Source organism: Streptomyces sp. NBC_00691 (assembly GCF_036226665.1).
Classification (GTDB): domain Bacteria; phylum Actinomycetota; class Actinomycetes; order Streptomycetales; family Streptomycetaceae; genus Streptomyces.
Genome location: NZ_CP109007.1, coordinates 5115632 through 5142434, shown reverse-complemented (window position 1 = coordinate 5142434; position 26803 = coordinate 5115632). Strand labels below are relative to the sequence as shown.

Here is a 26803-nt window from a genome sequence, read left to right as displayed (position 1 = left end):
TCACAGGAGACACGGGCCCGTGGTGCTGTGGGCGGCATACGGCGAACGACTGTGGAGTTGTGCGGTGCTTGTGCGCCTGAAGGTGCACGGGTGCCGTATGCGGGGCCTGACGGAAGCAAGACTTTGCCGGACGGCGACACCGCAAGGCAATTCCGTGTTGCGTGTGAAAGCTCACACCTGGACTGAGGCAGGTGTTTTTGGAGATAGGGCGGACATGAGGGCGCCGCCCGGCTAAGCTCCTGCGCTCTGCCGGGCGGCGCCAACTTCCGTACGTGTACGGACGCGTACGAATCGGGTCAGATCTGACCGTCCTCCAGCATCTCCGTCACGAGCGCCGCGATCTGGGAGCGCTCGGAGCGGGTGAGGGTGACATGGGCGAAGAGCGGATGCCCCTTCAGTTTCTCGACCACGGCGACGACTCCGTCGTACCGGCCGACCCTGAGGTTGTCTCGCTGCGCGACATCGTGGGTCAGAACGACCCGCGAATTCGCCCCGATACGGGACAGAACGGTCAACAGGACGTTCCGCTCCAGGGACTGGGCCTCGTCCACGATGACGAACGCGTCGTGGAGCGAACGGCCCCGGATGTGGGTGAGCGGCAGGACCTCCAGCATCCCGCGGCCGAGCACCTCCTCCACCACCTCCCGGCTCGCCACCGAGGACAGCGTGTCGAAGACGGCCTGAGCCCACGGGCTCATCTTCTCCGCCTCGCTGCCCGGCAGGTAGCCGAGCTCCTGGCCGCCGACCGCGTACAGCGGACGGAAGACCATCACCTTCTGGTGCTGACGGCGCTCCAGGACCGCTTCCAGGCCCGCGCAGAGCGCGAGCGCGGACTTGCCGGTGCCGGCCCGGCCGCCCATGGAGATGATGCCGACGTCCGGGTCGAGGAGCAGGTCCAGCGCGATCCGCTGCTCGGCGCTGCGGCCGCGGAGCCCGAAGGCCTCCCGGTCGCCGCGGACCAGCCGTACGTTCCCCTCGGCGGTGATCCGGCCGAGTGCCTTGCCGCGCTCGGACTGGAGCACCAGGCCCGTGTGGACCGGAAGCTCGGCGGCCTCCGGCACGTACAGCGACTCCTGGTCGAAGAGCAGGTCCACCTGCTCGCCGGAGAGCGCCAGCTCGGACATTCCGGTCCAGCCGTTGGCGTCCGTGATGGCCAGTTCGGCGCGGTACTCCTCGGCGAGGAGTCCGACCGACGAGGCCTTGATGCGCAGCGGCAGGTCCTTGGAGACGACCGTGACGTCGTACCCCTCCGCCTGGAGGTTGCGCGCGACCGCGAGGATCCGTGAGTCGTTGTCCCCCAACCTGTAGCCGGCGGGCAGGATGCCGGGGTCGGAATGGTTGAGTTCGACACGCAGGGTGCCGCCCAGGTCCCCTACGGGGAGCGGGGCGTCGAGGCGTCCGTACCGGACCCGGAAGTCGTCCAGGAGGCGCAGGGCCTGCCGGGCGAAGTACCCGAGCTCGGGATGGTGCCGCTTGGCCTCAAGCTCCGTCACCACGACGATCGGGAGCACGACCTCGTGCTCCTCGAACCGGGAGACGGCGTTGGGGTCGGCCAGCAGGACGCTGGTGTCGAGAACATAGGTGCGCCGGTCGGAAAGGCGGCGCTTCGTGCTTGTCACCACGGATGGACAGACCCCCTCGGAAGACCCCTGTGAGGTCGGGGTGCGACGGAACCGGTGTCGCTGCGGATTGGGACCGGGTTCGGGCCGCCGTGCATGGGCCGAACCACGGCCCTCCGCTTCTCCCGTACGTGTCCCGCACGGTCGTCCTGGTGCAAGGGGCCTCCCGGGTGGCGGTCTCCGTGCCGCTCACTTCACCAGGGATATGCCCTCGAACAGGCTCTGCCATGCCATGGCATATGACGACGTGTTCGTGAACACGAGGTGATCGGTTCCGATCGCGTCCCCGGGGGTTCCGGGGGCGCCCGGGATGCCGGTGATCAGGTTCCGTAGCGCCGGTGCCGGGCGGCGTAGTCGCGCAGCGCCCGCAGGAAGTCGACCTTGCGGAAGGCCGGCCAGTGCACTTCACAGAAGTAGTACTCGGAATGGGCGCTCTGCCACAGCATGAATCCGGACAGCCGCTGCTCGCCGCTGGTGCGGATCACCAGGTCCGGGTCGGGCTGACCGCGCGTGTAGAGGTGCTCCGAGATGTGCTCGACGTCGACGATCTCGGCGAGCTCCTCGAAGCTCGTGCCGCGCTCCGCGTGCTCCAGGAGCAGCGAGCGGACCGCGTCGGCGATCTCCTGCCGGCCGCCGTAGCCCACGGCCACGTTCACGAGTATCCCCGTGTTGTCGTGGGTGGTCTGCTCGGCCTCCTTGAGCACCGACTGCGTACGGGCGGGCAGCAGGTCCATCGTGCCGACGTGGTGGACGCGCCAGCGGCCGTCGGCGGCGAGCGCCCGTACGGCGTTCTCGATGATGCCGAGCAGCGGGACGAGCTGCTCCTCGGGCCGGTTCAGGTTGTCCGTGGAGAGCATCCAGAGCGTGACGACCTCGACGTCGGTCTCGGCGCACCAGCCGAGCAGCTCCTGGATCTTGTCCGCGCCCGCCTTGTGGCCCTGCTCGGGCGTCCCGCCGGAGGCCTTGGCCCAGCGGCGGTTCCCGTCGAGGATGACCCCGATGTGCTTGGGCACCTGGTCATGGTCGAGGCGGCCTTCCACCCGGCGTGCGTAGAGCCCGTACACCAGGTCGCGCAGGTTCACTGTTCTTTACCTCTCCATGCAGCGGCAGGCCCGCCGTGCCGCGGCGGTCCGCAAGCGGCCACACTACTGCGGACGGGCGACAGGGACCCAGCCCGGGACTGTCACAAGTCCGTGATAAGCAGAGATACGTGACTGATTCCCCCCTGTACCGCGCCTCCGCGGACCGCTACGACTCCATGGAGTACCGCCGCTCGGGCCGCAGCGGCCTCAAACTCCCGGCGATCTCCCTCGGCCTCTGGCACAACTTCGGCGACGACCGCGCCCTCGACACGCAGCGCGCGATCCTGCGCCGCGCCTTCGACCTCGGCGTCACCCACTTCGACCTGGCGAACAACTACGGGCCGCCGCCCGGCTCGGCCGAGCTGAACTTCGGCAAGCTCTTCGCCCAGGACTTCGCGCCCTACCGCGACGAGCTGATCATCTCCACCAAGGCCGGGTACGAGATGCACCCCGGCCCGTACGGCGAGTGGGGCTCCCGCAAGTACCTGCTGTCCTCGCTCGACGCCTCCCTGAACCGGATGGGCCTCGACCACGTCGACATCTTCTACTCGCACCGCTTCGACCCGAACACCCCGCTGGAGGAGACGATGGGGGCCCTGGCCTCCGCCGTCCAGCAGGGCAAGGCGCTGTACGTGGGTGTCTCCTCGTACAACAGCGAGCAGACCGCCGAGGCCGCGCGGATCCTGCGTGAGATGGGCGTCCCGGCCCTCATCCACCAGCCCTCGTACTCGATGATCAACCGCTGGACCGAGGAGGACGGCCTCCTCGACACGCTGGAGGCGGCCGGCATGGGCTGCATCTCCTTCGTGCCGCTGGCGCAGGGGCTGCTCACCAACAAGTACCTGAAGGGCATCCCGGAGGGCTCGCGGGCCACCCAGGGCAAGTCCCTCGACCCGAACCTGCTCTCCGACGAGGTGCTGCGGCGGCTGCGCGGCCTCGCGGACATCGCCGGCCGGCGCGGGCAGTCGCTGGCGCAGCTGGCGCTGTCGTGGGTGCTGCGCGACGAGCGGATGACCTCGGCGCTGATCGGCGCGTCCAGCGTCGCCCAGCTGGAGGAGAACGTGGCGGCTCTCGCGGCCGCGCCGCTGACCTCCGACGAGCTGGTGGAGATCGACTCGTTCGCCGTGGACACCGAGGGCACGAACATCTGGGCCGGCCGGGGCTGACGCCTCCGGAGTGACCGGGGGCAGGCCCTGTGGGGATCCGGGGCGGGCCCTGGCGGGATCCGGGAAAGAAAAAACGGGCCGGTCCGTGGGGGGGGATACGGACCGGCCCGAGGGGGGGTTTCCACCATAACCCTTCGATAGTCGTGATGCGCGCCAGGTACGCCGACCGAACCTCGGCGAATTCGCCGGATCCCAGGCGGGACAAGGGGTGTAGCGGGCCGTGGCGGGTTTGCGCCCCGGCGCGGCGGCGGACTTCCGTCCCTCCGAAGAGGGACCACCCGGGCCGGGCGTCGCATTGACGGGGCAGCCGCCCCGGACGGTTTTCCGGCAGGTCAGACCCCGGACGCCTCGATGGACCGAACCGGTGCCGTCACCGCGGGCGACCAGTCGGTGACCCGGCGGGTACCGACGTCACGGAAGCGCGGTGAACGCGCCGAGGAGCAGCCCCAACAGCCCGCCGCCGAGCATGAAGGGGCCGAAGGGGATCGCCGAGGTGCGGTCGGCCCGGCCCAGGAGCATGAGGCCGAGTCCGTACACCGCGCCGAACAGGAACCCCGCGAACGCCCCGGTGAAGAGCACGCCCCAGCCGTACCAGCCGAGGGCGGCGCCGAGCGGCAGCGCCAGCTTGACGTCGCCCTGCCCGAGCTGGCCCGGGTTGATCAGATGGAGCACCAGATAGGCCCCGCCGAGTGCGAGCGCGCCGAGCAGCGCGTGGAGCCAGGAGCCCGCGTCGTACGGAAGCAGCTCGGCGACGCCGAGGAGCAGCGGGACCGCGACGGCGAGCGGCAGGGTGACAGCGTCCGGAAGCCGGTGCACGCGCGCGTCGACACTGGCGAGGAGAACGGCGAAGGGCGCGCCGAGCAGCCAGACCGCGAGCTCGGGCCGGGGCCCGCCGGTGGCGGCGGCGAGCACGGCGCACACGAGCGCGGTGAGCAGGGGCGCCGCGAGCCGCCCGGCGGGGGCCGCGCACTCCTGCCGGCCGGGCCCGCCGAGCCAGCCGCGCCCGGGCCCGGCGAGGACGTGCCCGGCGGGGCAGCGGTCCCGCCACGGCTCCTCGGATGCCACGGAGAGCCGGTACGCGGCGCGCGGCACGAGCAGCCCGACGGCGGCGCCCCAGAGGGCGGCGAGGGTGATCGTCGTGACGTACACGGGGCCGACCCTAGGCTCGGCGGGCCGCTACGGTCTGGCACATGGGGAAATGGGCGGACGGGACGGGGACACTGGCGACGGACACGGTCCGGGAGGTGCCGCTGGAGGTCGCGGCCTCGTACCGCGCGCGCCGACGGGGACTGCTCGGGCGGGACGGCGTCGCGGGGGCGATGCTCATCGTCCGGACGAACAGCGTGCACACCTTCGGGATGCGGTTCGCGATCGACGTCGCCTATCTGGACCGGTCGTTCACGGTCCGCTCCGTCGTCACGATGCGGCCCGGACGGCTCGGCATGATCCGGCCGCGCGGCCGGCACGTCCTGGAGGCGGAGGCGGGCGCGATGGCGTGCTGGGGGCTGCGGCCGGGGGTACGCGTGCGCGTGGAGACGGATTCCGGGCACGGGTCCCCGGCCGGGGACCTCACGGCGGGCCCGGGCCCAGCAGAGTGAGGGCCCCGTACACGGCGGAGGCGAGCGCGAGCCCGGCGAGGACCGGCACGGCGGTCCGGACCCGGAGCCGCGCGAGGGCCACGGCGGGCGGAAGCAGCAGCCCGAACGCGGGCATCATCAGCCGCGGCCGGGAGCCGAAGTACGCGGCGCCGACGAGCGAGACGAACACGACGCCGATCGTGAGGACGAGCAGGGGCAGGGGCTGCCGCTGCCGTACGCAGAGGGCGACCAGCCATCCGAGCAGCGCGAGCGCCGCGCAGAGGCCGAGGGCGGCGGGCCACGGCAGTCCGGCGATGAAGCGGGCGAGGGCGACCCCGCCGTCGATGGAGTTGCCCCAGGCGGCCTGGACGTCGAAGTACGCGGTCGCACTGCCCCGGCGGACACCGACGTACGCGATGTGGGCGAGCCAGCCGAGCGGCGCGATCAGGACCCCGGCCACCGTGCGCAGGGGCAGCCGTCGTTCCCGTACGAGCGTGACGAGGGCGGTGATCCCGAGGGCGGCGATCAGGGCGACCGCCGTCGGCCGGGTGAGCCCGGCGGCCACGCACAGGGCGCCGGCCAGGATCCAGCGCCCGCGCAGGACCGCGTAGAGCGACCAGGCGGCGAAGGCGGTGAACAGCGTCTCCGTGTACGCCATCGACTGGACGAAGGCCGTCGGGTACACGCCCCAGAGGACGGCGAGCAGGATGCCGGCACGGGTCCCGAAGGCATGGGCGCCGCAGCGGTACATGCCCCAGGCGGCGGCGAGCCCGGCGGTCCAGGAGACGAGCAGACCGGCGGTGGCCGCGTCCAGCGGGAGGACGGCGGAGAGGCCGCGCTCAAGGGCCGGGAGGAGCGGGAAGAACGCCAGGTCGGGGTGGACGTCGCCGTTCGGCAGGGTGGCCTGGTAGCCGTAGCCGTTCTCGGCGATCCGCACGTACCAGACGGAGTCCCAGCGGCCCTTGAGCCGGTGCAGCCCGTCCTCCCCGGTGACGGCGGAGGCGATCGCGAGGACCGCGAGGCCGATGAGCCGGGTCACGGCGTACCCGCCGACGGCGAGAACGGCGGGGTCGAGGGGGCGGAGGGGATGAACGGCACGCGTGGCGCGGGTGCGACGGGCGAGTACGGGCGGGGACGGCGGGGACATGCGCCCGATTATCCCGACGGGGCGCCGTGGCTCAGCCCAGCGGCCTTATGCGGACGAACCTCGCGGCCATCACGGGACCGAGCTGCCGGACGATGGCGTGCCCCGGCTCGTGCGGGGAGGGCAGGTCGCCGAGGAAGGAGGTGACGATCACCTCGTCGACGCCGAGGACACCACGACAGCTCTGCTCCTCCAGGAAGGCGAGGGTGCGGCGCCAGTCGGCCGCGCACGGGGACTCGCCGAGGAAGGAGCGGACGGTGTCCTGGACGACGTCCCAGAAGAACACGTGCGGCTGCACATCGCCCTGATGGAAGACGTGGTTCTCGTACACGTCCCGGAACTCCGGGATCCGGGTGACGAGGTCGCTGACCAACTGCACACCCTGCGCGCTCTGCCCGCTGTGAGCCCGCTGAGCACCGTGAGCCCGCTGAGTGCCGTGAGCGCTGTGCGCACTCGGGGCTCTTCCCGGAGTTTCGCCCGTCGTCGTCATCTGTCCAGAATGCTCCTGCCCGACAAGCTTGTCCCGCCACCTTTGCGCTTTCCTGACGACGGCTTTCGGCAGGTTTTCCACAGGGGGTGCGAAGTGTCCCTCTTCCGTGGATCGTTGGGCGTATGTACGAGTTGGCGATCCTCGCCAGGGGCGGGGTCCTCCTGACGGTCTGGGCGGTCGCGGCGGGCTGGCCGCCGGGCCGCCTGACCGGCCGTCTGCGCCGCGACGGCTGGCAGCGGATCTGCCGGGGCGCGTGGGCGGCCCCGGGGAAGGAGGTGGACTGGCGGGTGCGGGCCACGGCGCTCCAGCTCCTGCGCCCGGAGTGGGTGTGCAGCCACGGGACGGCCGCGCGGCTCCACCGCATCGAGCGGCTCGGGGCGCAGGACCGCGCGGACCGGCTGGAGTTCACCGCGTCGTCCCGCTCGACGGCCGGCGAGGGGGCGGGGGTACGCGTCCACGGCACGAGGTTCCTGACGGCCGGCGACGGGTCGATACGACGGGGCCTGCGGACGACGACCCCGGCGCGGACGGTCGGCGACCTGATACGGACGGCCGGCAGCCGGGAGGAGGCCGTGGTGGTCGCCGACTCGGCGCTCGCGCACCGCGCGGTCGAGGGGGTACGGCGCGAGGCACTCGTCGGGTACGAGGAGCTCACCGCAGAACTCTCGGCGCCCCGGCGGGGAGCACCCCGGGCCCGCTCCTGGCTGCGGCTCGCCGAGCCGGCGTCGGGCTCGCCGGCCGAGACGGTGGCGAGGCTGCGGATGGGGGACGCGGGCCTGTTCCCGGAGTCCCAGCCGAGCCTGCGGACGGCGGTGGGACCGCTGCTGCGCCCCGACTTCCTGTTCCGCGCGCAGGGCCTGGCGGTGGAGGTCGAGGGGTACGCCTTCCACGGCACCCGCCGGGCCCACGAGCGGGACGTGGCCCGGTACAACGCGCTGCAGTCCTGCCCGGAGATCCGCCGGGTGCTGCGGTTCACGGCGGGCGAGGTCTTCCGGCATCCGGACCGGATGACGGCCACGATCAGGGCGGCGCTGGCGCTCTGACGTGAGGACCGTCGGACCGCCGTCGCCTCGCGGACCGCCGTCGCAGGAGGGACGGCCGGGGCGCCCGGGCACGGCCCGGGCGTCGCGGCGTCAGGGCGTGGCGGGGGGCGGTGTGGTGCGCGGGAAGGAGATCTCGACGCGACGGTTCTTCTTGCGGCCCTCCTCGGAGCCGTTGTCGGCGATCGGGTAGTCCTCGCTGTAGCCCCGGATGTCGAAGGTCGTGCCCGGGTCGAGGCTCCGTGCCAGGACCTGCTGCACGGCGACGGCGCGCTCCTTCGACAGCTTCAGACCGTGCTCGTACGTCCCCAGGTTGTCGGTGAACCCGAAGACGCGGACACGACCGGAACCGAGCTTGTTGATCTCGGCGGCGATGGCGGCGATACGGGCGTGGGCGGGGGCCCCGAGCTTGGCACTGTTCTTGGGGAACAGGACCTCGGCCTGCAGCGCGAACGTCACGTCCACGTTGGTGTCCTGACGGCGCTGCTCACCGCCCTCGTCCTCGACGATCTGCTTGATGTCGAGCACCTTGGCGGCGGCGAGGGTGGCCCCGTCGGGAAGCATGAGCCCCGGGGACTCGGAGTCGATGACCGGCGGCGCGGAGGCACTGGCGGCGGACCCGGGGGGATCGTCGGCGTACGCGACGGGCACGACGAGAGGCCCCAGAGCGACAGAGGCGACCAGGAGCACGGCGAGGCGGCGGGATGTCGTCGTCATGGCGTCGCCTCAGGAGAGTTTGAGGGTGGCGGGTTCGAAGGTGGGGAGTTGGAACGAGACGTCGGTGGCGGAGGCGGGGGGTGCGGGGAACTGCATGAAGACCTCGATCGAGTCCCCTGCCGGCACGATGGCGAGGCCTGAGGTGGTCAGCGGCCGCCCGTCCGTGTCCCGCAGCACGTAGTACCTCTTCTTTCCGACAGCATCGACAAGAGTGGCGCCGCCCAGCGAGGTGCCGTGCTTCACGACCTCTGTCTCGTCACCGCTCACCTGCGCGGGGACTGCGCTTCCGGATTCCCCGGCGTTGGTCAGCCGACCTTTGACCGTGAGGAAACCGCCAGCGTCACGCTCCACCGAAGTGAGCTCCATTTGCAGGCCCTTGCGCCCCTTGAGTACAGCGATTGGTTCTGCCGCATCCTCAGCGCTCGGCTGAGCCTGGCCGGCTGGGGTCTTCTGCGACGAAGCGGTGGTTGCGACCGGCTTGTTCGCCTGCGGCTTCTCCTCAGCCCCGCAGCCGACTGCGAGGAGTGCCACCGACGCGACCGCGAGGGAGGCCAGCCCCTTTCGTGCGTACCGAACATTCATGAAGCGCGCTTCCTTTACTCGTCGTCGCCGGCCAGTCGAACAGTGAAGAGATCTACCGCGCTGGGCAGTACCGGGTCGTCGGGGTCGATCGTCCAGGCCTCCCCGTCGCAGGTGAGCCCAGTGATCGGCTCAGGTTCCGGCTCCGGCTCCGTGGGCTCGGGATCCGGCCCGGTGGGATCGGGACCCGGCTCGGTTTCCTCCGGTTCGGGCTCCTCGGGACGAATGAAGGTGCATTTCGCCTCGATCAGGGCCGTCGCGGATGCGACTGCATTCCGTGGCTTGGTTCCAGGCAGTCCGACACTTCCCTGTGTGCGGACGGTGACACTGAATCCCGGCCGCCCCGCAAGGGGATCGCACTCATCCTCCAAGAGCACCGCATCGTTCTTCGCTGCGAAGGCCGCTGCCTTCTGACATGCAGACGAGACGTAATACGCCGTCCCCTTGAGGAACCCGTCCCACTGCCCAGGGTCCAGGATTACGCCGAGCCAACCCTCGCGGAGCTGGGTCCGGGCATCCTCCGCGGCGGCGAGTGCCGCCGCGTCGGCCGCCGTCTGGGCACTGCTGCGCGTGGCACCTGCCTGCCCCACGACGAAGTAGGCGAACGCCAGGAACAGGAGGGCTGCCACGGCAGCAATGTAAACAGGGAACGCCTGCCCCGAGTCCCTAAGGGAACCGCCCATCACCCGCCGGTCAGGTCGGCAATCTTGTCCGTGATGGCAGTCTTGATCGACTGCCCGATGTCCGTGCCGGTGATCGCCACCACGATCGCCACCACCACCACGATGATCCCCAAGTACTCCACCGCCGTCTGCCCGCGATCCCCTCGCAGCAGTCGCGCGGTCACTCCCACCTTGGCCCTCGTCAGAGCCTTCAGCATCGCGTCGTTCATCGTGGTCCCCTCCGCGTTCAGACGCCTGTGCTCGGGTACGGTTCGCCGACCGGCGGGTCGGCGGACAGGGCCCGCGGGCCGTATGGGCCCTGGTCATCGGGTGGGCCTCCTGCCCAGCCGGGAGGCTATGGCCTCGGCACGTGTGCGGGTGGCGATGTGGCGGTTCTCGAGGCTGCTCGCGATCACGCCCATCTCTCCCTTCCTCACACTCAGTCCGCACTGTGGCACATCCTGTTGTGCGCGCGAAGGCCTTTCCCATGAATATGTCACCGGTCGCGCCTTCGCCCCCTCACTCCCCCCTCACTCCCCCGTCACCGACCCGAAGTCCGTCCCCGTGCCCAGGAACAGGCCCGCGCCCAGCAGGATCATCGTCGCCGGGACCATCAGTGTCGTGATGACCATCGTCGCCTTCGGGACCGCCTTCGCCGCCTTCCGGCGGGCGTTCTGCGCGTCCGTGCGCCGCATGTCGTTCGCGATCTGAATCAGCGTGTCCACGATCGGCGCACCCAGCTCCTCGCCCTGCTGCAGCGCCGTCACGAACTGCGCCACCTGCTCCGAGTCGTTCCGGCGGCGCAGTTCGTCGAAGGCCTGGCGGCGGCTCACGCCCATGTCCATCTGCCGCAGCGTGATGCGGAGTTCGTCCGCCCACGGGCCCTCGTACTTCTCCGCCACCCGTTCGAGGGCCTGCCGGAACCCCAGGCCCGCCGAGACCACGACGGCCAGCACGTCCAGGAAGTCCGGCAGCGTGCGTTCGATCTGGTCCTTGCGGATGCGGACCGCGGACCAGATGCCGACCTCGGTCCAGAACGCGCCGAACGCGAAGAGGAGGACCGCCACCAGGAACGAGCCCCTGCTGAGCATCAGCAGGCCGCCCAGGACGCCCAGGAAGCCGTAGACCGCCCGCCTCGCCCCGTACCGGTCGATCGTGAGACCGCCGGGGTTTCCGGCCAGGTCGATCCGGCGCCGGACGGCGTTGACCCGCTTGGGGCCCATCAGTCGGAGCACGGTCGGCGACCAGCGCATGCCCAGCCGGTCGACGGCCGAGTCGACGGCTCCGGTGCGGGTGGCGCCGACCTCCAGGGCGAGCCGGAGGTCGTCGGGGAGCTTGGCGTCCGCGCGGTAGAGGCGGACGCCGTACGCGGCCCCGGCGACGGCGAGGCCCGCGAGGAGGGCGAGGAGGAGTTCCACGGCGGCTGTCCCGTCCCTACACGTCGATCTTGGAGAAGCGGCGGATGGCGATGAAGCCCACCACGTACAGGGCGAACGCGGCGACGACGGCGAACTGGCCCAGGCCCGAACCGGTCATCCGGTCCAGCGCGCCCGGCTGCATGTTGTCGATGAGCAGCAGCGAACCGACGCCGATGACGGGCACCGAGTACGCGGTCATGCTCACCTGCGAGAGCTGGGTGCGGACCTCGCGCCGGGTCTCCTTGCGCTCCTCCAGCGTCTCGGTGAGGTTGCGCAGGGAGGAGACGACGGTGCCTCCGGCCCGGTTGGCGAGGACCAGGGTGGTGACGAGGACGACGAGCTCCCGGGACGGGAGCCGCTCGGCGAGTTCCCCCAGGGCGTCGTCGAGCGACGTTCCGACGGACAACTGCTGTGCCACCTTCTCCAGTTCGTCCCCGGCCGGTGCCTCCATCTCGTCGGCGGCCAGGCTGAGGGCCATCCGGAGCGCGAGCCCGGCCTGAGTGGCGTTGGCCAGGATCCGGGAGAGTTCCGGCAGCTGGTTGATGAACTTCTCGATCCGCTTCTGCCGCTGCCAGCCGAGATAGCCCATGGCGACCCAGACGCCGAGCAGTCCGCAGAGGGGGCCGAAGAACGGCGAGAGCGCCGCCTGGCCGACCACCCACAGGACGGCCACCGTCGCCGCGAGACCCATCGAGAACTCGCCCGGGGTGATGTCGAGACCGGTCGCCGCGATCCGCAGCTCCAGCCTCCGGCCGAGGGACGTCCGGCGGACCCGCCGGTCGACGCCCTGGAAGCGGCGCCTCCGGCGGCCGGCCGCCTCGGGCGCCCCCGACTCGTCGAGCCGCGCGACGAGCGCCGCGTGCCGGCGGGCGCCGCTGGCGTACAGCTGGATGCCGGTGATGCCCAGCACGCAGCAGAGCAGCGCGACGCCGATCGTCAGCCAGAACGGGTCGGTCATGTGCCTTGCTCCTCGTCGGCTCTCGTCGGCATCAGTCGGCTTCCCGGGTGGTGAGGTGGGCGTCCGTCACGGCCACGCCGAAGGCCTGTGGAATGGGCTGGCCCGCCAGGTAGAGGCGCTCCGCGACCCGCCTGGGCAGCGGGTGGTACGTGAACCGCCCGTACACCCGTCCGTCGGCGGCCACCGGCTGTGCCTGGAAGCGGCACACCGTGGCGAGCAGGAAACGCTCGCGCCCGTGGGAGGCGAGGACGGAGATCTCGGTGATCCGGCGGGTGCCGTCGGGGTGCCGGGTGAGCTGGACGAGGACGTCCACGGCGCTGTTGATCTGGTCCCGGAGCGCCTCGAAGGGCACCTTGACCTCCGACATCGACGCCAGGGTCTGGAGTCGCATCAGCGCGTCCTCGGCCGAGTTGGCGTGGACGGTGGCGAGCGAACCGTCGTGTCCGGTGGACATCGCCTGGAGCATGTCGAGGGTCTCCCCGCCGCGGACCTCGCCGACGATGATGCGGTCGGGCCGCATACGGAGCGAGTTGCGGACGAGATCGCGGATGGTGATCGCGCCGCGGCCCTCGATGTTCGGCGGCCGGGCCTCCAGCCGGATCACATGGGACTGCTGGAGCTGGAGTTCGGCCGAGTCCTCGATGGTGATGATCCGCTCGCCGTCGGGGACGAGACCGGAGAGGGCGTTGAGGAGGGTGGTCTTCCCGGTGCCGGTGGCACCCGAGACGATCAGATTGAACTTGGCCTGAACCAGTCCCGACAACAGGAGCAGCATCTGCTCGTCGAGCGAGCCGAGGCCGATCATCTCGTGGAGCGTGTACGCCCGGGGGAAGCGGCGGATGGTGAGGGTCGCCCCGGTGAGCGAGAGCGGCGGGATGATGACGTTGACGCGCTCGCCGGACGGCAGCCGCGCGTCGACCATCGGGTTCGACTCGTCGACCCGCCGGTTGACGGTGGACACGATCCGCTCGATGGTCTGCATCAACTGGTCGTGGGAGGCGAAGCGGAGCGGCAGCAGCTCGACGCGGCCGGCCCGTTCGATGAAGATCTGGTCGGGGCCGTTGACCATGATCTCGGTGATCGAGGCGTCCTCCAGGAGCGGTTCGAGTACGCCGAGACCGAGGGCCTCGTCGACGACCCGGCGGATCAGCTGGGCTCGCTCGGCGGTGGAGAGGACGGGCCCTTCACGGCTGATGATGTGCCCGAGGACGCGCTCCAGACGGGCCCGCCGCTCGGCGGCGGCGAGCGCGGACATCTCGGTGAGGTCGATCTCCTCCAGGAGTTTGGCGCGGAAGGACGCGACCAGATGGCCGTCCTCCCGGGCCGCCGCGCCGCCGCCGTTCTCCTCGGGGGCGTTGATCCGGGCCCGCAGACTCATGCTTCCTCGTCCCTTCTCACTCGTCCTCCTCGTCGGGCAGGGGCATGGTGGCGGTCTTCGTCACGGAGCCGAAGTCGTGTACGAAGGGCATGACGGAGGGGATGGTGACGGTGACGGTGACGGTGATCTCGCCGCCGCCCGGGGGACCGACGCCGACAGCGGGGTGGATCCAGCCGCTCACGGCGGCGGTGCCGGCCGTCTGGGCATCGGGCCCGTCCTCCGCGTCGCTGCTCGCCGCCCGCGCGGCGGCCCGGGCCGCCGTGCCCGCCTGCTGCGCCGCGTAGGCGGCGATGCCGAGCTGGAGTCCTGCGAGGCCGACGATCAGCAGGATCGGCAGGAATCCGAGGTACTCGATGGCGGCCTGGCCCCGGTCGCGCCGCCGCTCGCGCGGGTGTCCGCTCATGGTGTGAGGCCCCTCTCGTCCACGGCACCGGCCTTGCCCATCACCGGGAAGAGCCCGCCCAGGCCCGGGACGAGGACCGGGACCTCGACGGAGATCTCGACGTGGACCATGCCGCCGCTCACGTCGCAGGCCCCACCGGAGACGCTCCAGGCGCCGCCGATGTGGCGGCCGGCGGCCGCGGCCCCGTCGTCGCCGACGGCGCACGCCCGCGCCGCCTCGTCCGCGGCGTTCCCCGCGAGCGTGTACGTGTACCCCACCAGGACGATCTGCCAGAGCAGCGCGAGGGTGAGGAGGATCAGCGGCACCATGCCGAGGAACTCGACCGCCACCTGCCCCCTGTCGTCCCCGCCCGGGCCCCGGTGCGCGCGCATGGTTCAGCGTCCTCCGGCGCGGCGCCGCAGTCCCAGCGAGCCCCGGTCGCCGGCGCGCGCGAGCTGCTTGCCCGGCCCGCCCGCCGACGGTGCCGCGGCCGGGGCCTGGACCAGGCCCAGCTCCCCCGCGAGGGACCACAGCGCCTGCTTCACCGTCGACTTGGCGTCGAGTTCGTGCAGCCGGCCCGCGTCGACGACCGCCTGGAGTTCCTTGTAGTGGGCGGGGACGGCGACGCCGGCGACCCGGGTGCCGGTGATCTTCTGGACGAGGGGCGGCTGGATCTCGGTGGAGCGGTGGTGCCGGTTGACCAGGGTCACGGTCTCCTCGGCCTTGCGGACCTGGAGCCGTTCCCACATGCGGACGGTCCGCTTGGCCGCCCGGACGGCGACGACGTCCGGCGTGGCGACGAGGACGGCGGTGTCGGCCATCTCGATCGCGGCGGCGTTCGCGCTGTTGAGCTGGGAACCGCAGTCGACGACGACGACCTCGTGCCGGCCGCGCAGGGCGCTGACGATCTGTCGGGCGGCGCGGTCGGTGACCTCCTCGCCGCGCTCGCCCTCCGCCGGGGCGAGGAGCAGGGAGAGGCCGGTCTCGTGGACGTACACGGCGTCCTGGAGGACGCGCGGCGAGATGTCGGCGATGGAGGCGAGGTCGGCGACGGATCGCCGGAACTGGACGTCCAGGTAGGAGGCGATGTCGCCGCTCTGGAGGTCCATGTCGACGAGCGCGACGGTGCGCCCTGAGGCGCGGGCCGCGAGGGCGAGGTGGACGGCGGTGACGGTGGCTCCGACCCCGCCCTTGGCGCCGCTGACGGTGACGACGGTGCCGCCGGGGCCGGTGACCTGCTCGGCTCCGGCGCCGAGGTGGCGGCGGACGCCGACGGACCACTGGGCGGCGGCCTGGACGCGGCTGGCGAGCTCCTCGTAACCGAGGGGCAGGGTGACGAGTCCTCGCGCGCCGGAGTCCATGGCGGCGGAGAAGAGGACGGGGCTGGCGTCGGCGGTGATGAGGACGACGCCGACGGCGGGGAAGCGGAGGGCGACCTCGCGGACGAGTTCGAGCGCCGGGACGGGTCCGATCCGCTCGTGGACCAGGACGACCTCGGGGAGTTCGTCGAGTGAGGCGGCGGCGAGCCGCGCGAGGGTGTCGACGAGCTGGGTGGAGTCGGTGACCGGTGGGGCGGGCTCGGCGTCGGGGAGCTGGCCGATGAGCGTGGTGACGGACCGGGCCGCGTCGGGGTCGCCGACGGCCGGCAGGATCCTGGTGGTCATACCGGCCTCACTTGTCCTTTTCGAGCGTGTAGGTGCGGTCGCGCTGGTCGGCGGGGGTGCCGCCGGTGGTGGTGGGGGCGACCAGGGCGAGGCGTACGTGCTCGGCGAAGGACTCGGCGTACGCGACGCGCTGGGCGTCGAGGGTGGAGAGGGCGAAGGAGATCGGCACGGCGTCGTTGGTGCGGGCGGAGCCCTGGGAGCTCTCCCTGATCGGGGTGAGCTTGCCGACGTCGAGGACGCGGGCGCCGGAGACGATCATGCGGGACTGGGAGGCCTCGCCCTTCTTGTCGCCCGCGAAGGTGGCGTAGATGTTGACGGTGGCGCCCGCGGTGATCTTCCCGGCGACACCGGTGGCGGCGTCGATCATGATCGCGATCTCCTGCTGGCCGGGCTGGAGTTCGGGCCGGTCGACGATCATGTCGGACTGGAGGAGCGAGCCGGCCTTGAGCCGGGTGACGGCGATCCGGCCCTCGATCCGGCGGAGGTCGGTGACGGCGGTCTCCGAGAGCCAGCGCTTCGGCATGGAGATCTTCTCGAACTGGCTCGCCCTCAGGGGGGCGTACGGGGCCACGTCGTCCTTGACCCGGTACGCGGTGGTCTCCGGGCCGACCTTGGAGTTCACGTCGCTGATCACGGCGAGCACACCGGCGAAGGCGCCGATCGCGCACAGGACGGACAGCAGCAGCAGGATCACGCCGCGGCGCTGGCGGGAGTTCATGGCCGTACTACCTCGATCGGAGACGTGGGTCCGGGGCGGACGGGAGCGGGTGGTCGGGGGCGGGAGGAGGGGGTGTGGAGGGGGGCGGGGGGCCGCTCACGGCAGGGCACGGGTGGGGTTCGCCTGCTGTGCGTTCACGGGGGTGAGTTCGGTGTACGAGGACGCCGGGTGGGCCGGGTGCGGCGCCTGGTACGGGGCCGGGTGTACGCCGTCCGGCTGCCGGCCCGGGTGCGCGCCCTCCGGTCGGGCCGTCTGCGCTCCGGGCCCGAGTGCGCGGGTGTCGCCGTCGTTCCGGCCCCCGCCCGGACCGCCGTTCAGCGCGCGGGCTACCTGCTCCGGTACCGGTCCGACCTGGAGGGGCGCCCCGCAGAAGCCGCAGCGGTCGCCGATGAGTTCCATCGCGCACCAGTGGCAGATCTCCCGCCGTACGGAGGAGACGAGCTGGTAGAGGACGGACAGGTCGGGCAGGTACGCGGCGAACTCGACGAGCTTGCCCGTCCCCCACCAGCGGGGCGAGGCCTCGGGCAGCGGTGTCTCCTGGACGGCGCCCTGGATCCGCCACCCGGGCACGAGGGTGGTCGTGGGCCAGTCGGTCTGGAGCTGGCCGCGGGCGAGCAGGAGTTCGGTGGTGAACTCCGGTCCCGGGAGGGCCATCTCGCCGCTGCCGACGCGGGTGATCTGCGCGGTGGGTCCGGCGAGTACCGCGAAGTGGGCGCCGGGCAGCCAGCCCTTGAGGTGGGAGCCGAGGCTGACGGGGACGCGGTCGAGCCGGGAGACGGAGCCGAGGACGGCTCCGGCGTAGATGTAGTGGGCGAGCAGCCGGGCGGCGGAGGCGAGGACGCCGGGGCTGAAGTCGCAGCCCGCCAGCTGTCGGAGCTGGCGGACGAGTACGGCCGCTCCCAGGGGTGGCAGGTCGGTCCTGACCAGGGCGATCCGGTCGCTCTCGAGCAGGGCGCGGACGGCGCGCAGGCGTTGTTCGACGGCGGCCGGGGCGGAGGTGGGGCAGACGACGACCACATGTCCGTACCGGGCGACGAGCTGCTGCATGTCGGCGATCGAGGCGTCGAGCGACTGGGTGTCGGGGGCCGGGAGGACGGTGGCGTGCGGGGTCCCGGGGTCGGTCGGCGGCAGTGCCAGGTCGGCACTGGTGACCGCGATCGCTGTCGGCACGTCGGACCCCCCGTCCCCTCCGGCCTCCGGTGTCCCGGGGGCCGCGGATCACTTACCGCGTTCAGGGCATCACCGCAGGGTGCTGCCGCCTCTGCACCTTATCCACGCCCCCCGGGGTGGTGAACACACAATCCGCCAAGCTGTCCCGCTTTCTTGGGGGTCGGCGACCCGGGGCCCGGGGGCCCGCCCGGCGTCCCCCTCACCCGCTCCGAACAGGGCTTGCTGCCAGAGGTCTTGACAACGCGATTGGTCTGGACCAACTTGTCCCCACAGCGGTGGCCACCGTCCGCACTCCCCGTACCGCCCGAACCTCGGGAACCCTCTGCCCCCCCATACCCCCCGTACCGCCTCGTACCCCCGTACGAGCCCCTCCGTACGACGACGTACGGCACCTCCACATCCCCCACATCCCCAACTCCCCTCCGGAGGATGCACGTGGACCGCACCACCACCCGCCCGTACGGACGCCGCTGGCTCGGCGGAGCGATCGCGCTCGCCGTCGGCTCCGGGCTCGTCCTCGTCGGCGGAGCCGGCACCGCGCAGGCGGCCGACGTCAACGTCGCCAAGAACGCCGGTTTCGAGAACGGCCTCGCCAACTGGTCCTGTTCCGCCGGGAGCGGCGCCGCCGTCTCCTCCCCGGTCCGCACCGGGGCCGGCGCGCTCCGGGCGACCCCGGCCGGGCTCGACAACGCCAAGTGCGCGCAGACCGTGGCCGTGAAGCCCAACTCGACGTACACGCTGAGCGCCTGGGTCCAGGGCGGCTACGCCTACCTCGGCGCGAACAACACCGGCACCGGCTCCGGCAGCGTCTCCACCTGGACGCCCGACAGCTCCGCCTGGAAGCAGCTCACCACCACGTTCACCACCGGGGCGAGCACCACGTCGGTGGAGATCTACACCCACGGCTGGTACGGGACCTCCCCGTACTCCGTCGACGACGTCAGCGTCTACGGCCCCGACGGGGGCGGCGGCCAGGACCCCGACCCGGTGGTCCCGTCCACCCCGACCGGTCTCGCCGCGGGCACCGTCACCTCCTCCTCGGTCGACCTGAACTGGGGCGCGGTCTCCGGCGCCACCGGCTACAAGGTGTACCGGGACGGCGCCAACCCGCAGACGGTGAGCGGCACGTCGGCCACGATCAGCGGGCTCACGGCCGACACCGCGTACCAGTTCCAGGTCGCCGCGACGAACTCCGCGGGCGAGTCCGCGAAGTCCGCCGCCGTCTCGGCCAGGACCGCCAAGGTCACCGACCCGGGCCCCGGCCCGGCCGTGCCCAAGCACGCCCTCACCGGCTACTGGCAGAACTTCAACAACGGCGCCACGGTCCAGAAGCTGCGGGACGTGCAGTCGCAGTACGACATCATCGCCGTCTCGTTCGCCGACTCGACCACCACGGCCGGCCAGATCGTCTTCAACCTCGACCCGGCCGTCGGCTACGCCTCGGTCGCCGACTTCAAGGCGGACATCGCCGCGAAGAAGGCCGCCGGCAAGTCCGTCATCATCTCGGTCGGCGGCGAGAAGGGGAACGTCACGATCAACAGTGACGCCTCCGCGACCGCCTTCGCGAACAGCGCGTACGCCCTCATGCAGGAGTACGGCTTCAGCGGCGTCGACATCGACCTCGAGCACGGCATCAACTCGACCTACCTGGCCAAGGCGCTGCGTCAGCTGTCCGCCAAGGCCGGTTCGTCGCTGGTCCTGACGATGGCCCCGCAGACCATCGACATGCAGAGCACGGGCACGGAGTACTTCAAGACCGCGCTCGCCGTGAAGGACATCCTCACGGTCGTCAACATGCAGTACTACAACAGCGGTTCGATGCTCGGCTGCGACGGCAAGGTCTACAGCCAGGGCTCGGTGGACTTCCTCACCGCCCTCGCCTGCATCCAGATCCAGGGCGGTCTCGCCCCGTCGCAGGTCGGCCTGGGCGTCCCCGCCTCCTCGCGGGGCGCGGGCAGCGGCTACGTCGACCCGCAGATCGTGAAGAACGCGCTCGACTGCCTGACCAGGCTCACGGGCTGCGGCACCTTCAAGCCGGCCCAGGCCTGGCCGACGCTGCGCGGCGCGATGACCTGGTCGACGAACTGGGACGCGACGGCCGGCAACGCCTGGTCGAACGCGGTGGGCCCGCACGTCCACAACCTGCCGTAACGGAAACGGTCCCGCACCACCCGCGGCGCCGCCGGTCCCCCGGCGGCGCCGCGGCGTCTCCTCGGGCCGGCGGCCCGGACCTCACCCGGGCAGGAACCGGGCCAGGGCCCGGTCGAGCCCGGTGACCCACTCCTCCACCCTGGCCGCCCGGCGGCCGTCGATCTCGCAGAGGTAGCTGGTGCCGCCGTAGAGGTCGACGGAGATCCGCAGCGACCGGCCGCGCCGGGTCCGCTCGTACCGTACGGATCCGATCTCGGCCCAGGTGAACTCCGCCTCGTCGTCGAGCAGCTGGAGGCAGATCCCGGCACCGTCCACGACGACCCCGTAGACGCTGTCGGCGGCCACGAACTCCGGCACGGGCTGCGGGGGCACGACGGGCGGCGGCGGGACGAAGAGGGCGGGGGCGGGCGGCCCGAACCCCGGCGGGACCGAGTCGTGCGGCGGTCCGAACCCGGGCGGGACGGGGCGGCTCGGCGTCGCGGGCGCGTCGACGACCGTCGCCGGCGGCGCCGTCCCCGCCGGACCCTCCGCCCCCTCACCCAGGGCGTCGAGGATCTCCTCCGGCGTCGGCCGTTCGGCCGGGTCCTTCGCGAGGCAGCGGCCCACGAGCACGCGCAGGGACTCCGGTACGGAGGCGAGGTCCGGGGCCTCGTGGACCGCGCGGTACATGAGGCCCATCGGCGTGCCGTCGCCGAAGGGGCGGCCACCCGCCGCCGCGACCAGCACCGCGCCCAGCGCGAAGACGTCCGCCGCGCCCGTGACCTCCTCACCGAGGGCCTGCTCGGGGGCGAGGTAGCCGGGAGTGCCGAAGGCGGAGCCGGTCGCGGTGAGCCGGGTCGACTCCAGCGCGCGGGCGATGCCGAAGTCGAGGACGCGGGGCCCGTCGGGGGCCATGACGATGTTGCCGGGCTTGAGGTCGCGGTGGACGAGCCCGCAGCCGTGGATGGCCTCCAGGGCCTCGGCGAGCGCGGCGCCGAGCGAGCGCAGCCGCCCCTCGTCCATCGGGCCGTCGGCGGTGACGAGCGCCGCGAGGGTGGGGCCGGGGATGTAGGCGGTGGCGAGCCAGGGTGCCTCCGCGTCGGGGTCGGCGTCGACGACCTGGGCGGTGTGGAAGCCGCCGACCTGCCGGGCCGCCGCGACCTCGGCGCGGAAGCGGGCGCGGAAGGAGGGATCGGAGGCGAGTTCCGGCCGCGCCACCTTGACGGCCACGGCACGCCCGCCGCGCGATCGCGCCAAATAGACGGTGCCCATGCCGCCTTCGCCTAGCTTGTGCTCGATGACGTATCTGCCGATGAGGGTCCCCACGCGGGACAGTATGGCCGAACTCCCCATCTTGACCGGTCCATGACACGGGCTCACCATGTGGCCGGACACCTCACAGCCGGCGGCTGATCGGCGAGCCGCTCCACACCGCACCACCGATCACGGCAGCACCGCAGCGCCGAACACCGCAGCACCGCACCACCGAAGACCCGCACGAGCTTGTCGCACCCCCCACCCTCCCCACCCAGGAGACAGCATGCGACGTCCCATCCGCGGCCGAAGGTCCGCCACCCTCGCGGCCCTCGTGGCGCTCACCCTCGCGGCGCCCCTGTCCGCCCTCACGACACCCGCCGGGGCCGACCCCTCCTCGGCCGCCGCCCGGATCGCCGTCGGCGCCGACGAGGTGATCCGGCAGTACGAGGTCGCCGGACCGTCCACCCCGGCCGCCCGGAGCGCGCTGACCGCCACCGGCGTCTCGATCGACGAGGTCGACGCCCGGTCGGTCGTGGTCAGCGCCAACTCCGAACAACTGAGGAACCTCAAGGCGCTCGGCTACCGGCCGGTCGCCCTCCCCGGCCCGCCGAACCGCACCGCCGAGGGCGGCCAGGCGGCCGGCCCGCTCGACTTCCCCTCCGCCGACGCGAAGTACCACAACTACGCGGAGATGAACGCGGAGATCGACCAGCGGCTCGCCGCCTACCCCTCGATCATGCGCAAGCAGGTCATCGGGAAGACGTACCAGGGCCGGGACATCATCGCCATCAAGGTCAGCGACAACGTCGCCACCGACGAGGCCGAGCCCGAGGTCCTCTTCACCCACCACCAGCACGCCCGCGAGCACCTCACCGTCGAGATGGCGCTGTACCTCCTGCGCGAGCTCGGCGCGGGGTACGGCAGCGACTCCAGGATCACCGGTGCCGTGAACGGCCGCGAGATCTGGATCGTCCCGGACCTCAACCCGGACGGCGGCGAGTACGACATCGCGAGCGGTTCCTACCGCAGCTGGCGCAAGAACCGTCAGCCCAACTCCGGCTCCTCGTACATCGGCACCGACCTCAACCGGAACTGGGACTACAAGTGGGGCTGCTGCGGCGGCTCCTCCGGCTCCAAGAGCTCCGAGACGTACCGCGGCGCGGCCCCCGAGTCCGCCCCCGAGGTCAAGGTCGTCGCCGACTTCGTCCGCTCCCGGGTGGTCGGCGGCAAGCAGCAGATCACCGCTGCCATCGACTTCCACACCTACAGCGAGCTCGTGCTGTGGCCCTTCGGCTGGACCACGGCCAACACCGCGCCGGGCATGACGCTGGACGACCGGAACGCGTTCGCGGCGGTCGGCGGCAAGATGGCGGCCAGCAACGGCTACACCCCCGAGCAGTCCAGCGACCTCTACATCACGGACGGGTCGATCGACGACTATCTGTGGGGCTCGCAGCGGATCTTCGCGTACACCTTCGAGATGTACCCGTCCTCGTCCGGCGGCGGCGGGTTCTACCCGCCCGACGAGGTCATCGAGCGCGAGACGAGCCGCAACCGCGACGCCGTCCTGCAGCTCCTGGAGAACGCCGACTGCATGTACCGCTCGATCGGCAAGCAGGCGCAGTACTGCGCGGCCTGACGGCCCGTACGTGAGAGGGGGCGCCCCGGCGGCATTCCGCCGGGGCGCCCCCGCGTCACGGGCCGCTCCTCAGACGAACAGACTCAGCACGGCCGCCGCCGCGAAGCCCGCCAGGGAGAGCACCGACTCCAGCACCGTCCAGGACTTGAGGGTGTCCCGTTCGGTGATGCCGAAGTACTTGGAGACGATCCAGAAGCCGCCGTCGTTGACGTGCGAGGCGAAGATCGAGCCGGCCGAGATGGCCATGATGACGAGGGCCAGGAAGGCCTGCGAGTGGCCGCCGCCCTCGACCAGGGGCAGCACGATGCCGGCCGTGGTGACGATGGCGACCGTCGCCGAGCCCTGGGCGACGCGCAGCACCAGGGAGATGAGGTAGGCGAGCACGATGACGGGGAGACCGACGTCGTGGAAGGTGTCGGAGAGCGCCTGGGCGACGCCGCTCACCTTGAGGACCGCGCCGAAGACCCCGCCCGCGCCGACGACGAGCAGGATGTTGCCGACCGGCTTGAGGGAGGAGGTGGACACCTGCTCCAGGGACTTCCGGGACCAGCCGCGGCGGATGCCGAGCAGCCAGTACGCCAGGAGGAGCGCGAGCGTCAGGGCGACGAAGGGGCTGCCGAAGAACTCGACGACGGAGCGGAGGGTCGACTCGTCCAGGGCGATGGAGGAGAAGGTCGCGGCGAGGATGAGGACCAGCGGCGTGCCGATGATGAGGAGCACGGTGGAGAGGGCCACGGGCTCCTCGGTCCCGCCGCGCCGCTCGGCGGCGACCTTGGCCCTGGCCTCCTCGGCGGCCTCCAGCATGTCCTGCGGGACCGCGACGAAGAGCCGGCGGCCGATCCAGCCGGCGTACGCCCAGGCCGCGAGCACGGCGGGGATGCCGACCAGGGCGCCCATCAGGATGACCCAGCCGAGCGAGACGTGCAGGAGGCCGGCGGCGGCGACCGGGCCGGGGTGCGGCGGCAGGAAGGCGTGGGTCATGGAGAGGCCCGCGAGCAGCGGCATGGCGTAGAGCAGGATCGATTTGCCGGAGCGCTTGGCGGCGGCGTAGACGATCGGGGCGAGGACGAAGATGCCGACGTCGAAGAAGACCGGGATGCCGAAGATGAGTCCGGTGAGGCCCATGGCGAGGGGGGCGCGCTTCTCGCCGAAGAGGCCGAGGAGGCGGCTGCTCAGCACCTCGGCGCCGCCCGAGACCTCCAGGATCGCGCCGAGCATGGTGCCGAGTCCGATGATGATCGCGACGTGGCCGAGGATGCCGCCCATGCCGGTCTCGATGACGGAGGTGGCGGCGGACTTCTGGACGGTGCCGAAGAGTTCGGTGACGGAGAGGCCGGCGGCGAGGCCGACGCCGATGGAGACGGCGAGCAGCGCGACGAAGGGCTGGAGCCGGATCTTGATGATCAGCAGGAGCAGGACGGCGATGCCGAGGGCGGCGACGGTGAGCAGGCCGGCGGTGCCGGGTATCAGGTGGAGCAGTCCACCGGTGTGCGGGGGCGTGGCGGGGTTCATGGCGGGGGGAGGCCTCGCTTTTGGGTAGGGGGGAGCGCGGCACGGCGTTCCGGGGGAGAACGCCGTGCCGTGGAGCGGCTGGTTCAGGTGGATCGGTTCAGGTCCGTTCGGGCGGGTGGACGCCGGCCGTACGCGCTCGGGCGTGAGCGCTCCGGCCGTACGTGCTCGGGCCGTGTGTGCTCCGGCCGTGCGCGCTCGGATCAGCCGAGGACGGCGAGGGCGTCGATCTCGATGAGGAGGCCCTGGGGCAGACCGACGTAGACGGTGGTGCGGGCGGAGGCGGGGGCCTTGAGGCCCTGCTCCTCGAAGTACTGGTTGTAGATCGCGTTCATCTCGGCGAAGTGGTCCACGTCCGTCAGGTAGACGCGCATCATCATCACGTCGTCCCAGCTCGCGCCGCCCTCCTCCAGGATCGCCTTGACGTTGGCGAAGGTCTGGAGGGTCTGTTCGCGCAGGGTCGGGCCGGCGACGGTGGGGGCCTGGCCCTCGACGGCGGGCAGGAAGCCGACCTGGCCCGCGACCTGGAGGATGTTGCCCTTCTTCACGCCGTGCGAGAACTTCGCGGGCGGGGCGGTGTGGGTGGCGGGGGTGAGGGCGGTCTTCTCGGTCGGCTGGGCGGGGTTCTGGTCGGTCATGCGCTGTCCTTGCTCGGGGAGGTGCCGGAGTACTCCCGGCTGATGGCGTCCGCGGTGCGGCGCACCTGCGGGAGGAGGGAGAGGAGTTCCTCGGCCGTGACGACCACGTTGGGCGCCGAGACCGACATGGCGGCGACGACGCGCCCGTCGGCGCCGCGGATGGGCGCGGCGACGCAGTTGATGGACTCCTCGTGGCCGCCGAGGTCGGTGGCCCAGCCCTGTTCGCGTACGGTCGCCAGCTCCTTGAGGAAGGCGGCGGCGTTCGGGGTCGAACGGGGCGTGTACGGGGGGTAGTCGAGCTTGCCGGCGAGGGCGCGGCGCTCGGGCTCGGGCAGGTCGGCGAGGAGCAGTTTGGCGACGGCGGCGACGGTGATCGCGACGGGCTTGCCGATGCGCGAGTACATGCGGACCGGGTAGCGGCTCTCGACCTTGTCGATGTAGAGGACCTCGCCGTCCTCGTGGACGGCGAGGTGGATCGTGTGCCCGATCCGTTCGTTGAGCGCGGCGAGGTGGGGGTGCGCGATCTCGCGGATGTCGAGGTTCTCGACGGCCTCCTGGGCGAGCGCGAAGAGGCGGGCGCCGAGCCGGTAGCGCTGGTCCTGCTGGCGGTAGACGAGGCCGTGCTCGTGCAGGGTGCGCAGCAGCCGGAGGGCGGTGGACTTGTGGACGCCGAGCCGGTCGGCGACCTGTCCGAGGTCGGCGGGACCCTGCGCGAGCAAGGGCAGGATGCTGAGCGCCCGGTCGACGGTCTGGCTCATGGTGTACGTCCCTCCTGGTCGTCCCCCGTCCAGCCGGGGCCGAGCAGAAGTGTGCCCCAGGCGGTCGGGGGGAGGGCGGCGAGCCGGTCGGCGTGGGCGCGGCGGGGAGGCACGGCCAGGTCGCCGGGAACGGTGAGGGCGGCGGCGGCCAGCAGGTGGCCGTGCCGGAGGCGGGCCGTGGCGTCGAGCCCGCGGAGGGTGGCGGAGAGGAATCCGGCGGCGAAGGCGTCTCCGGCGCCGACGGCGGCGACGACGTCGACGCGGGGCGCGGGCACGTGCACGACGGTGTCGGTTCCGGGGCCGGTGCGTTCGTGGACGGTCGCGCCGTCGGCGCCCCGTTTCACGACGAGGACGGCGGGTTCGGGGAGGGCCGCGCGGATCGTGGCGGGGTCGCCGAGGCCCCAGGCCTGTTCGGCCTCGTCGGCGCCGACGAAGACGAGGTCGGCCCGGCGGGCGAGTTCCAGGAGGACGGGCCCGGCGGTGGAGGCGCCGTCGCGCCACAGTCCGGGGCGGCAGTTGACGTCGAAGGAGACGAGGGGGCGGCCCGCCCGGGGCGCGGTGAGGGCGCGCATGAGGGCGAGGCAGTCGTCGGAGAGGGCGGCGGTGATGCCGGTGAGGTGGAGGACGCGGGCGTCGTCGACGGTCTCGTAGGGCACGGTCGCGGGCGACATCGCGGAGGCGGCCGATCCGGCCCGGTAGTAGACGACCTCGTGGGCGGCGGTGGCGCGGTCGGCGGCGGTGCGGAAGTAGACGCCGGTGGGGCGCCGCGGGTCGCGGTCGACGGCGCTGACGTCGACGCCGTAGGCGCCGATGGTCTCGACGAGGTGGTCGCCGAAGCCGTCCCGGCCGACCCGGCCGACCCAGCGGGTGCGGTGGCCCGCGGCTGCGAGGGCGCAGGCGACGTTGGACTCGGCGCCGCCGATCGCGCGCTCGAAGGCGGGTACGTCGGCGAGGCGGCCCGGTCGGGAGGGAAGGAAGGTGACCATGGACTCGCCGAGGCACACGACATCCACGGACGGTTCTCCGGCCACTCTGGCGCTCCCTTGCGACTCTCGCGGGGTCCATTGACCCGGCCTTGGCCCGGATGCTAGACAGCTTTGAGCGACAT

26 protein-coding genes and 1 pseudogene are annotated in these 26803 nt (G+C 72.0%); 5 read left to right on the top strand and 22 right to left on the bottom strand.

Going from position 1 to position 26803, the window contains the following annotated elements; genetic code table 11:
- Positions 1 to 296 precede the first annotated feature (296 nt).
- Together OG392_RS23440 and OG392_RS23435 are read right to left on the bottom strand one after the other, a co-directional pair.
- Positions 297 to 1622, bottom strand: a complete 1326-nt coding sequence (locus OG392_RS23440) for a PhoH family protein (protein ID WP_329282548.1) — start codon at positions 1620 to 1622, stop codon at positions 297 to 299.
- Positions 1623 to 1939: 317 nt separating this feature from the next.
- Positions 1940 to 2701, bottom strand: coding sequence for an isoprenyl transferase (locus OG392_RS23435; protein ID WP_329282545.1), 762 nt, complete (start codon positions 2699 to 2701; stop codon positions 1940 to 1942).
- Between the two features lie 128 nt (positions 2702 to 2829).
- Here OG392_RS23435 and mgrA point away from each other — a divergent pair, with 128 nt between their 5' ends.
- Entirely contained in the window at positions 2830 to 3867 is a 1038-nt protein-coding gene (gene mgrA / locus OG392_RS23430) for an L-glyceraldehyde 3-phosphate reductase (RefSeq protein ID WP_329282544.1), read from the top strand.
- 411 nt (positions 3868 to 4278) lie between these two features.
- Here mgrA and OG392_RS23425 read toward each other — a convergent pair whose 3' ends face one another.
- Positions 4279 to 5016, bottom strand: a complete 738-nt coding sequence (locus tag OG392_RS23425) for an A24 family peptidase (RefSeq protein WP_329282542.1) — start codon at positions 5014 to 5016, stop codon at positions 4279 to 4281.
- Between the two features lie 41 nt (positions 5017 to 5057).
- On the opposite strand from OG392_RS23425, the gene OG392_RS23420 reads away from it, so the two are divergent.
- On the top strand, positions 5058 to 5465 hold the full coding sequence (locus OG392_RS23420) for a DUF192 domain-containing protein (RefSeq protein WP_329282541.1): 408 nt from the start codon (positions 5058 to 5060) through the stop codon (positions 5463 to 5465).
- Here the strand turns inward: OG392_RS23420 and OG392_RS23415 are convergent.
- On the bottom strand, positions 5437 to 6591 hold the full coding sequence (locus tag OG392_RS23415; protein ID WP_329282539.1) for a hypothetical protein: 1155 nt from the start codon (positions 6589 to 6591) through the stop codon (positions 5437 to 5439). The genes OG392_RS23420 and OG392_RS23415 overlap by 29 nt on opposite strands.
- 31 nt (positions 6592 to 6622) lie before the next feature.
- Positions 6623 to 6967 carry a hypothetical protein gene (locus OG392_RS23410; RefSeq protein ID WP_329282538.1) on the bottom strand — a complete coding sequence of 115 codons (345 nt, stop codon included), beginning with the start codon at positions 6965 to 6967 and terminating at the stop codon, positions 6623 to 6625.
- 233 nt (positions 6968 to 7200) lie between these two features.
- Here OG392_RS23410 and OG392_RS23405 point away from each other — a divergent pair, with 233 nt between their 5' ends.
- Positions 7201 to 8121, top strand: a complete 921-nt coding sequence (locus OG392_RS23405) for a hypothetical protein (protein WP_329282536.1) — start codon at positions 7201 to 7203, stop codon at positions 8119 to 8121.
- Positions 8122 to 8211: 90 nt separating this feature from the next.
- Here the strand turns inward: OG392_RS23405 and OG392_RS23400 are convergent, their stop codons facing one another.
- The 12 genes and pseudogenes from OG392_RS23400 to OG392_RS23345 all read right to left on the bottom strand — a co-directional run.
- Positions 8212 to 8835 (bottom strand): OmpA family protein, encoded by a 624-nt coding sequence (locus tag OG392_RS23400; RefSeq protein ID WP_329282534.1) that lies wholly within the window; start codon positions 8833 to 8835, stop codon positions 8212 to 8214.
- A 9-nt stretch (positions 8836 to 8844) separates the two neighbouring features.
- Positions 8845 to 9417: a hypothetical protein gene (locus OG392_RS23395; RefSeq protein WP_329282532.1), complete on the bottom strand. Its 573-nt coding sequence runs from the start codon at positions 9415 to 9417 to the stop codon at positions 8845 to 8847.
- A gap of 14 nt (positions 9418 to 9431) precedes the next feature.
- A complete protein-coding gene (locus OG392_RS23390; RefSeq protein ID WP_329282531.1) occupies positions 9432 to 10097 on the bottom strand; it encodes a pilus assembly protein TadG-related protein in 666 nt (221 codons plus the stop codon).
- Positions 10097 to 10306: a Flp family type IVb pilin gene (locus OG392_RS23385; RefSeq protein WP_329282528.1), complete on the bottom strand. Its 210-nt coding sequence runs from the start codon at positions 10304 to 10306 to the stop codon at positions 10097 to 10099. Before OG392_RS23385 ends, OG392_RS23390 begins: the two co-directional genes overlap by 1 nt.
- 300 nt (positions 10307 to 10606) lie before the next feature.
- Positions 10607 to 11494 carry a DUF5936 domain-containing protein gene (locus tag OG392_RS23380; protein ID WP_329282525.1) on the bottom strand — a complete coding sequence of 296 codons (888 nt, stop codon included), beginning with the start codon at positions 11492 to 11494 and terminating at the stop codon, positions 10607 to 10609.
- Positions 11495 to 11510: 16 nt separating this feature from the next.
- Positions 11511 to 12452: a type II secretion system F family protein gene (locus OG392_RS23375; protein ID WP_329282523.1), complete on the bottom strand. Its 942-nt coding sequence runs from the start codon at positions 12450 to 12452 to the stop codon at positions 11511 to 11513.
- Between the two features lie 31 nt (positions 12453 to 12483).
- Positions 12484 to 13830: a CpaF family protein gene (locus OG392_RS23370; RefSeq protein ID WP_329282522.1), complete on the bottom strand. Its 1347-nt coding sequence runs from the start codon at positions 13828 to 13830 to the stop codon at positions 12484 to 12486.
- A 16-nt stretch (positions 13831 to 13846) separates the two neighbouring features.
- Positions 13847 to 14233 carry a TadE/TadG family type IV pilus assembly protein gene (locus tag OG392_RS23365; protein ID WP_329282520.1) on the bottom strand — a complete coding sequence of 129 codons (387 nt, stop codon included), beginning with the start codon at positions 14231 to 14233 and terminating at the stop codon, positions 13847 to 13849.
- Positions 14230 to 14604 (bottom strand): TadE/TadG family type IV pilus assembly protein, encoded by a 375-nt coding sequence (locus OG392_RS23360; RefSeq protein ID WP_329282518.1) that lies wholly within the window; start codon positions 14602 to 14604, stop codon positions 14230 to 14232. Before OG392_RS23360 ends, OG392_RS23365 begins: the two co-directional genes overlap by 4 nt.
- A gap of 3 nt (positions 14605 to 14607) precedes the next feature.
- Positions 14608 to 15876, bottom strand: a complete 1269-nt coding sequence (locus OG392_RS23355; RefSeq protein WP_329282516.1) for an AAA family ATPase — start codon at positions 15874 to 15876, stop codon at positions 14608 to 14610.
- Between the two features lie 7 nt (positions 15877 to 15883).
- The gene (gene cpaB, locus OG392_RS23350; protein WP_329282514.1) at positions 15884 to 16594 is read right to left on the bottom strand and encodes a Flp pilus assembly protein CpaB; all 711 of its coding nucleotides are present in this window, start codon (positions 16592 to 16594) and stop codon (positions 15884 to 15886) included.
- 261 nt (positions 16595 to 16855) lie between these two features.
- Positions 16856 to 17764, bottom strand: a pseudogene (locus tag OG392_RS23345) (hypothetical protein); the annotation flags it as partial.
- Positions 17765 to 18199: 435 nt separating this feature from the next.
- Here OG392_RS23345 and OG392_RS23340 point away from each other — a divergent pair.
- Positions 18200 to 19915, top strand: coding sequence for a chitinase (locus tag OG392_RS23340; RefSeq protein WP_443054845.1), 1716 nt, complete (start codon positions 18200 to 18202; stop codon positions 19913 to 19915).
- An 81-nt stretch (positions 19916 to 19996) separates the two neighbouring features.
- Here the strand turns inward: OG392_RS23340 and OG392_RS23335 are convergent, their stop codons facing one another.
- On the bottom strand, positions 19997 to 21166 hold the full coding sequence (locus OG392_RS23335; RefSeq protein WP_443055091.1) for a serine/threonine-protein kinase: 1170 nt from the start codon (positions 21164 to 21166) through the stop codon (positions 19997 to 19999).
- A gap of 268 nt (positions 21167 to 21434) precedes the next feature.
- Between OG392_RS23335 and OG392_RS23330 the strand changes: the two genes are divergently transcribed.
- Positions 21435 to 22790: a M14 family metallopeptidase gene (locus OG392_RS23330; RefSeq protein ID WP_329282505.1), complete on the top strand. Its 1356-nt coding sequence runs from the start codon at positions 21435 to 21437 to the stop codon at positions 22788 to 22790.
- Positions 22791 to 22859: 69 nt separating this feature from the next.
- Here OG392_RS23330 and OG392_RS23325 read toward each other — a convergent pair whose 3' ends face one another.
- The 4 genes from OG392_RS23325 to OG392_RS23310 all read right to left on the bottom strand — a co-directional run bounded on the left by OG392_RS23325 (position 22860) and on the right by OG392_RS23310 (position 26726).
- Complete coding sequence (locus OG392_RS23325) at positions 22860 to 24302, bottom strand: GntP family permease (RefSeq protein ID WP_329282503.1); 1443 nt, start codon at positions 24300 to 24302, stop codon at positions 22860 to 22862.
- A 200-nt stretch (positions 24303 to 24502) separates the two neighbouring features.
- The gene (locus OG392_RS23320) at positions 24503 to 24937 is read right to left on the bottom strand and encodes a RidA family protein (RefSeq protein ID WP_329282501.1); all 435 of its coding nucleotides are present in this window, start codon (positions 24935 to 24937) and stop codon (positions 24503 to 24505) included.
- The gene (locus OG392_RS23315; protein WP_329282499.1) at positions 24934 to 25695 is read right to left on the bottom strand and encodes an IclR family transcriptional regulator; all 762 of its coding nucleotides are present in this window, start codon (positions 25693 to 25695) and stop codon (positions 24934 to 24936) included. The genes OG392_RS23320 and OG392_RS23315 overlap by 4 nt, the downstream gene beginning before the upstream one ends.
- Entirely contained in the window at positions 25692 to 26726 is a 1035-nt protein-coding gene (locus OG392_RS23310) for a sugar kinase (RefSeq protein WP_329282497.1), read from the bottom strand. The genes OG392_RS23315 and OG392_RS23310 overlap by 4 nt, the downstream gene beginning before the upstream one ends.
- Positions 26727 to 26803 lie beyond the last annotated feature (77 nt).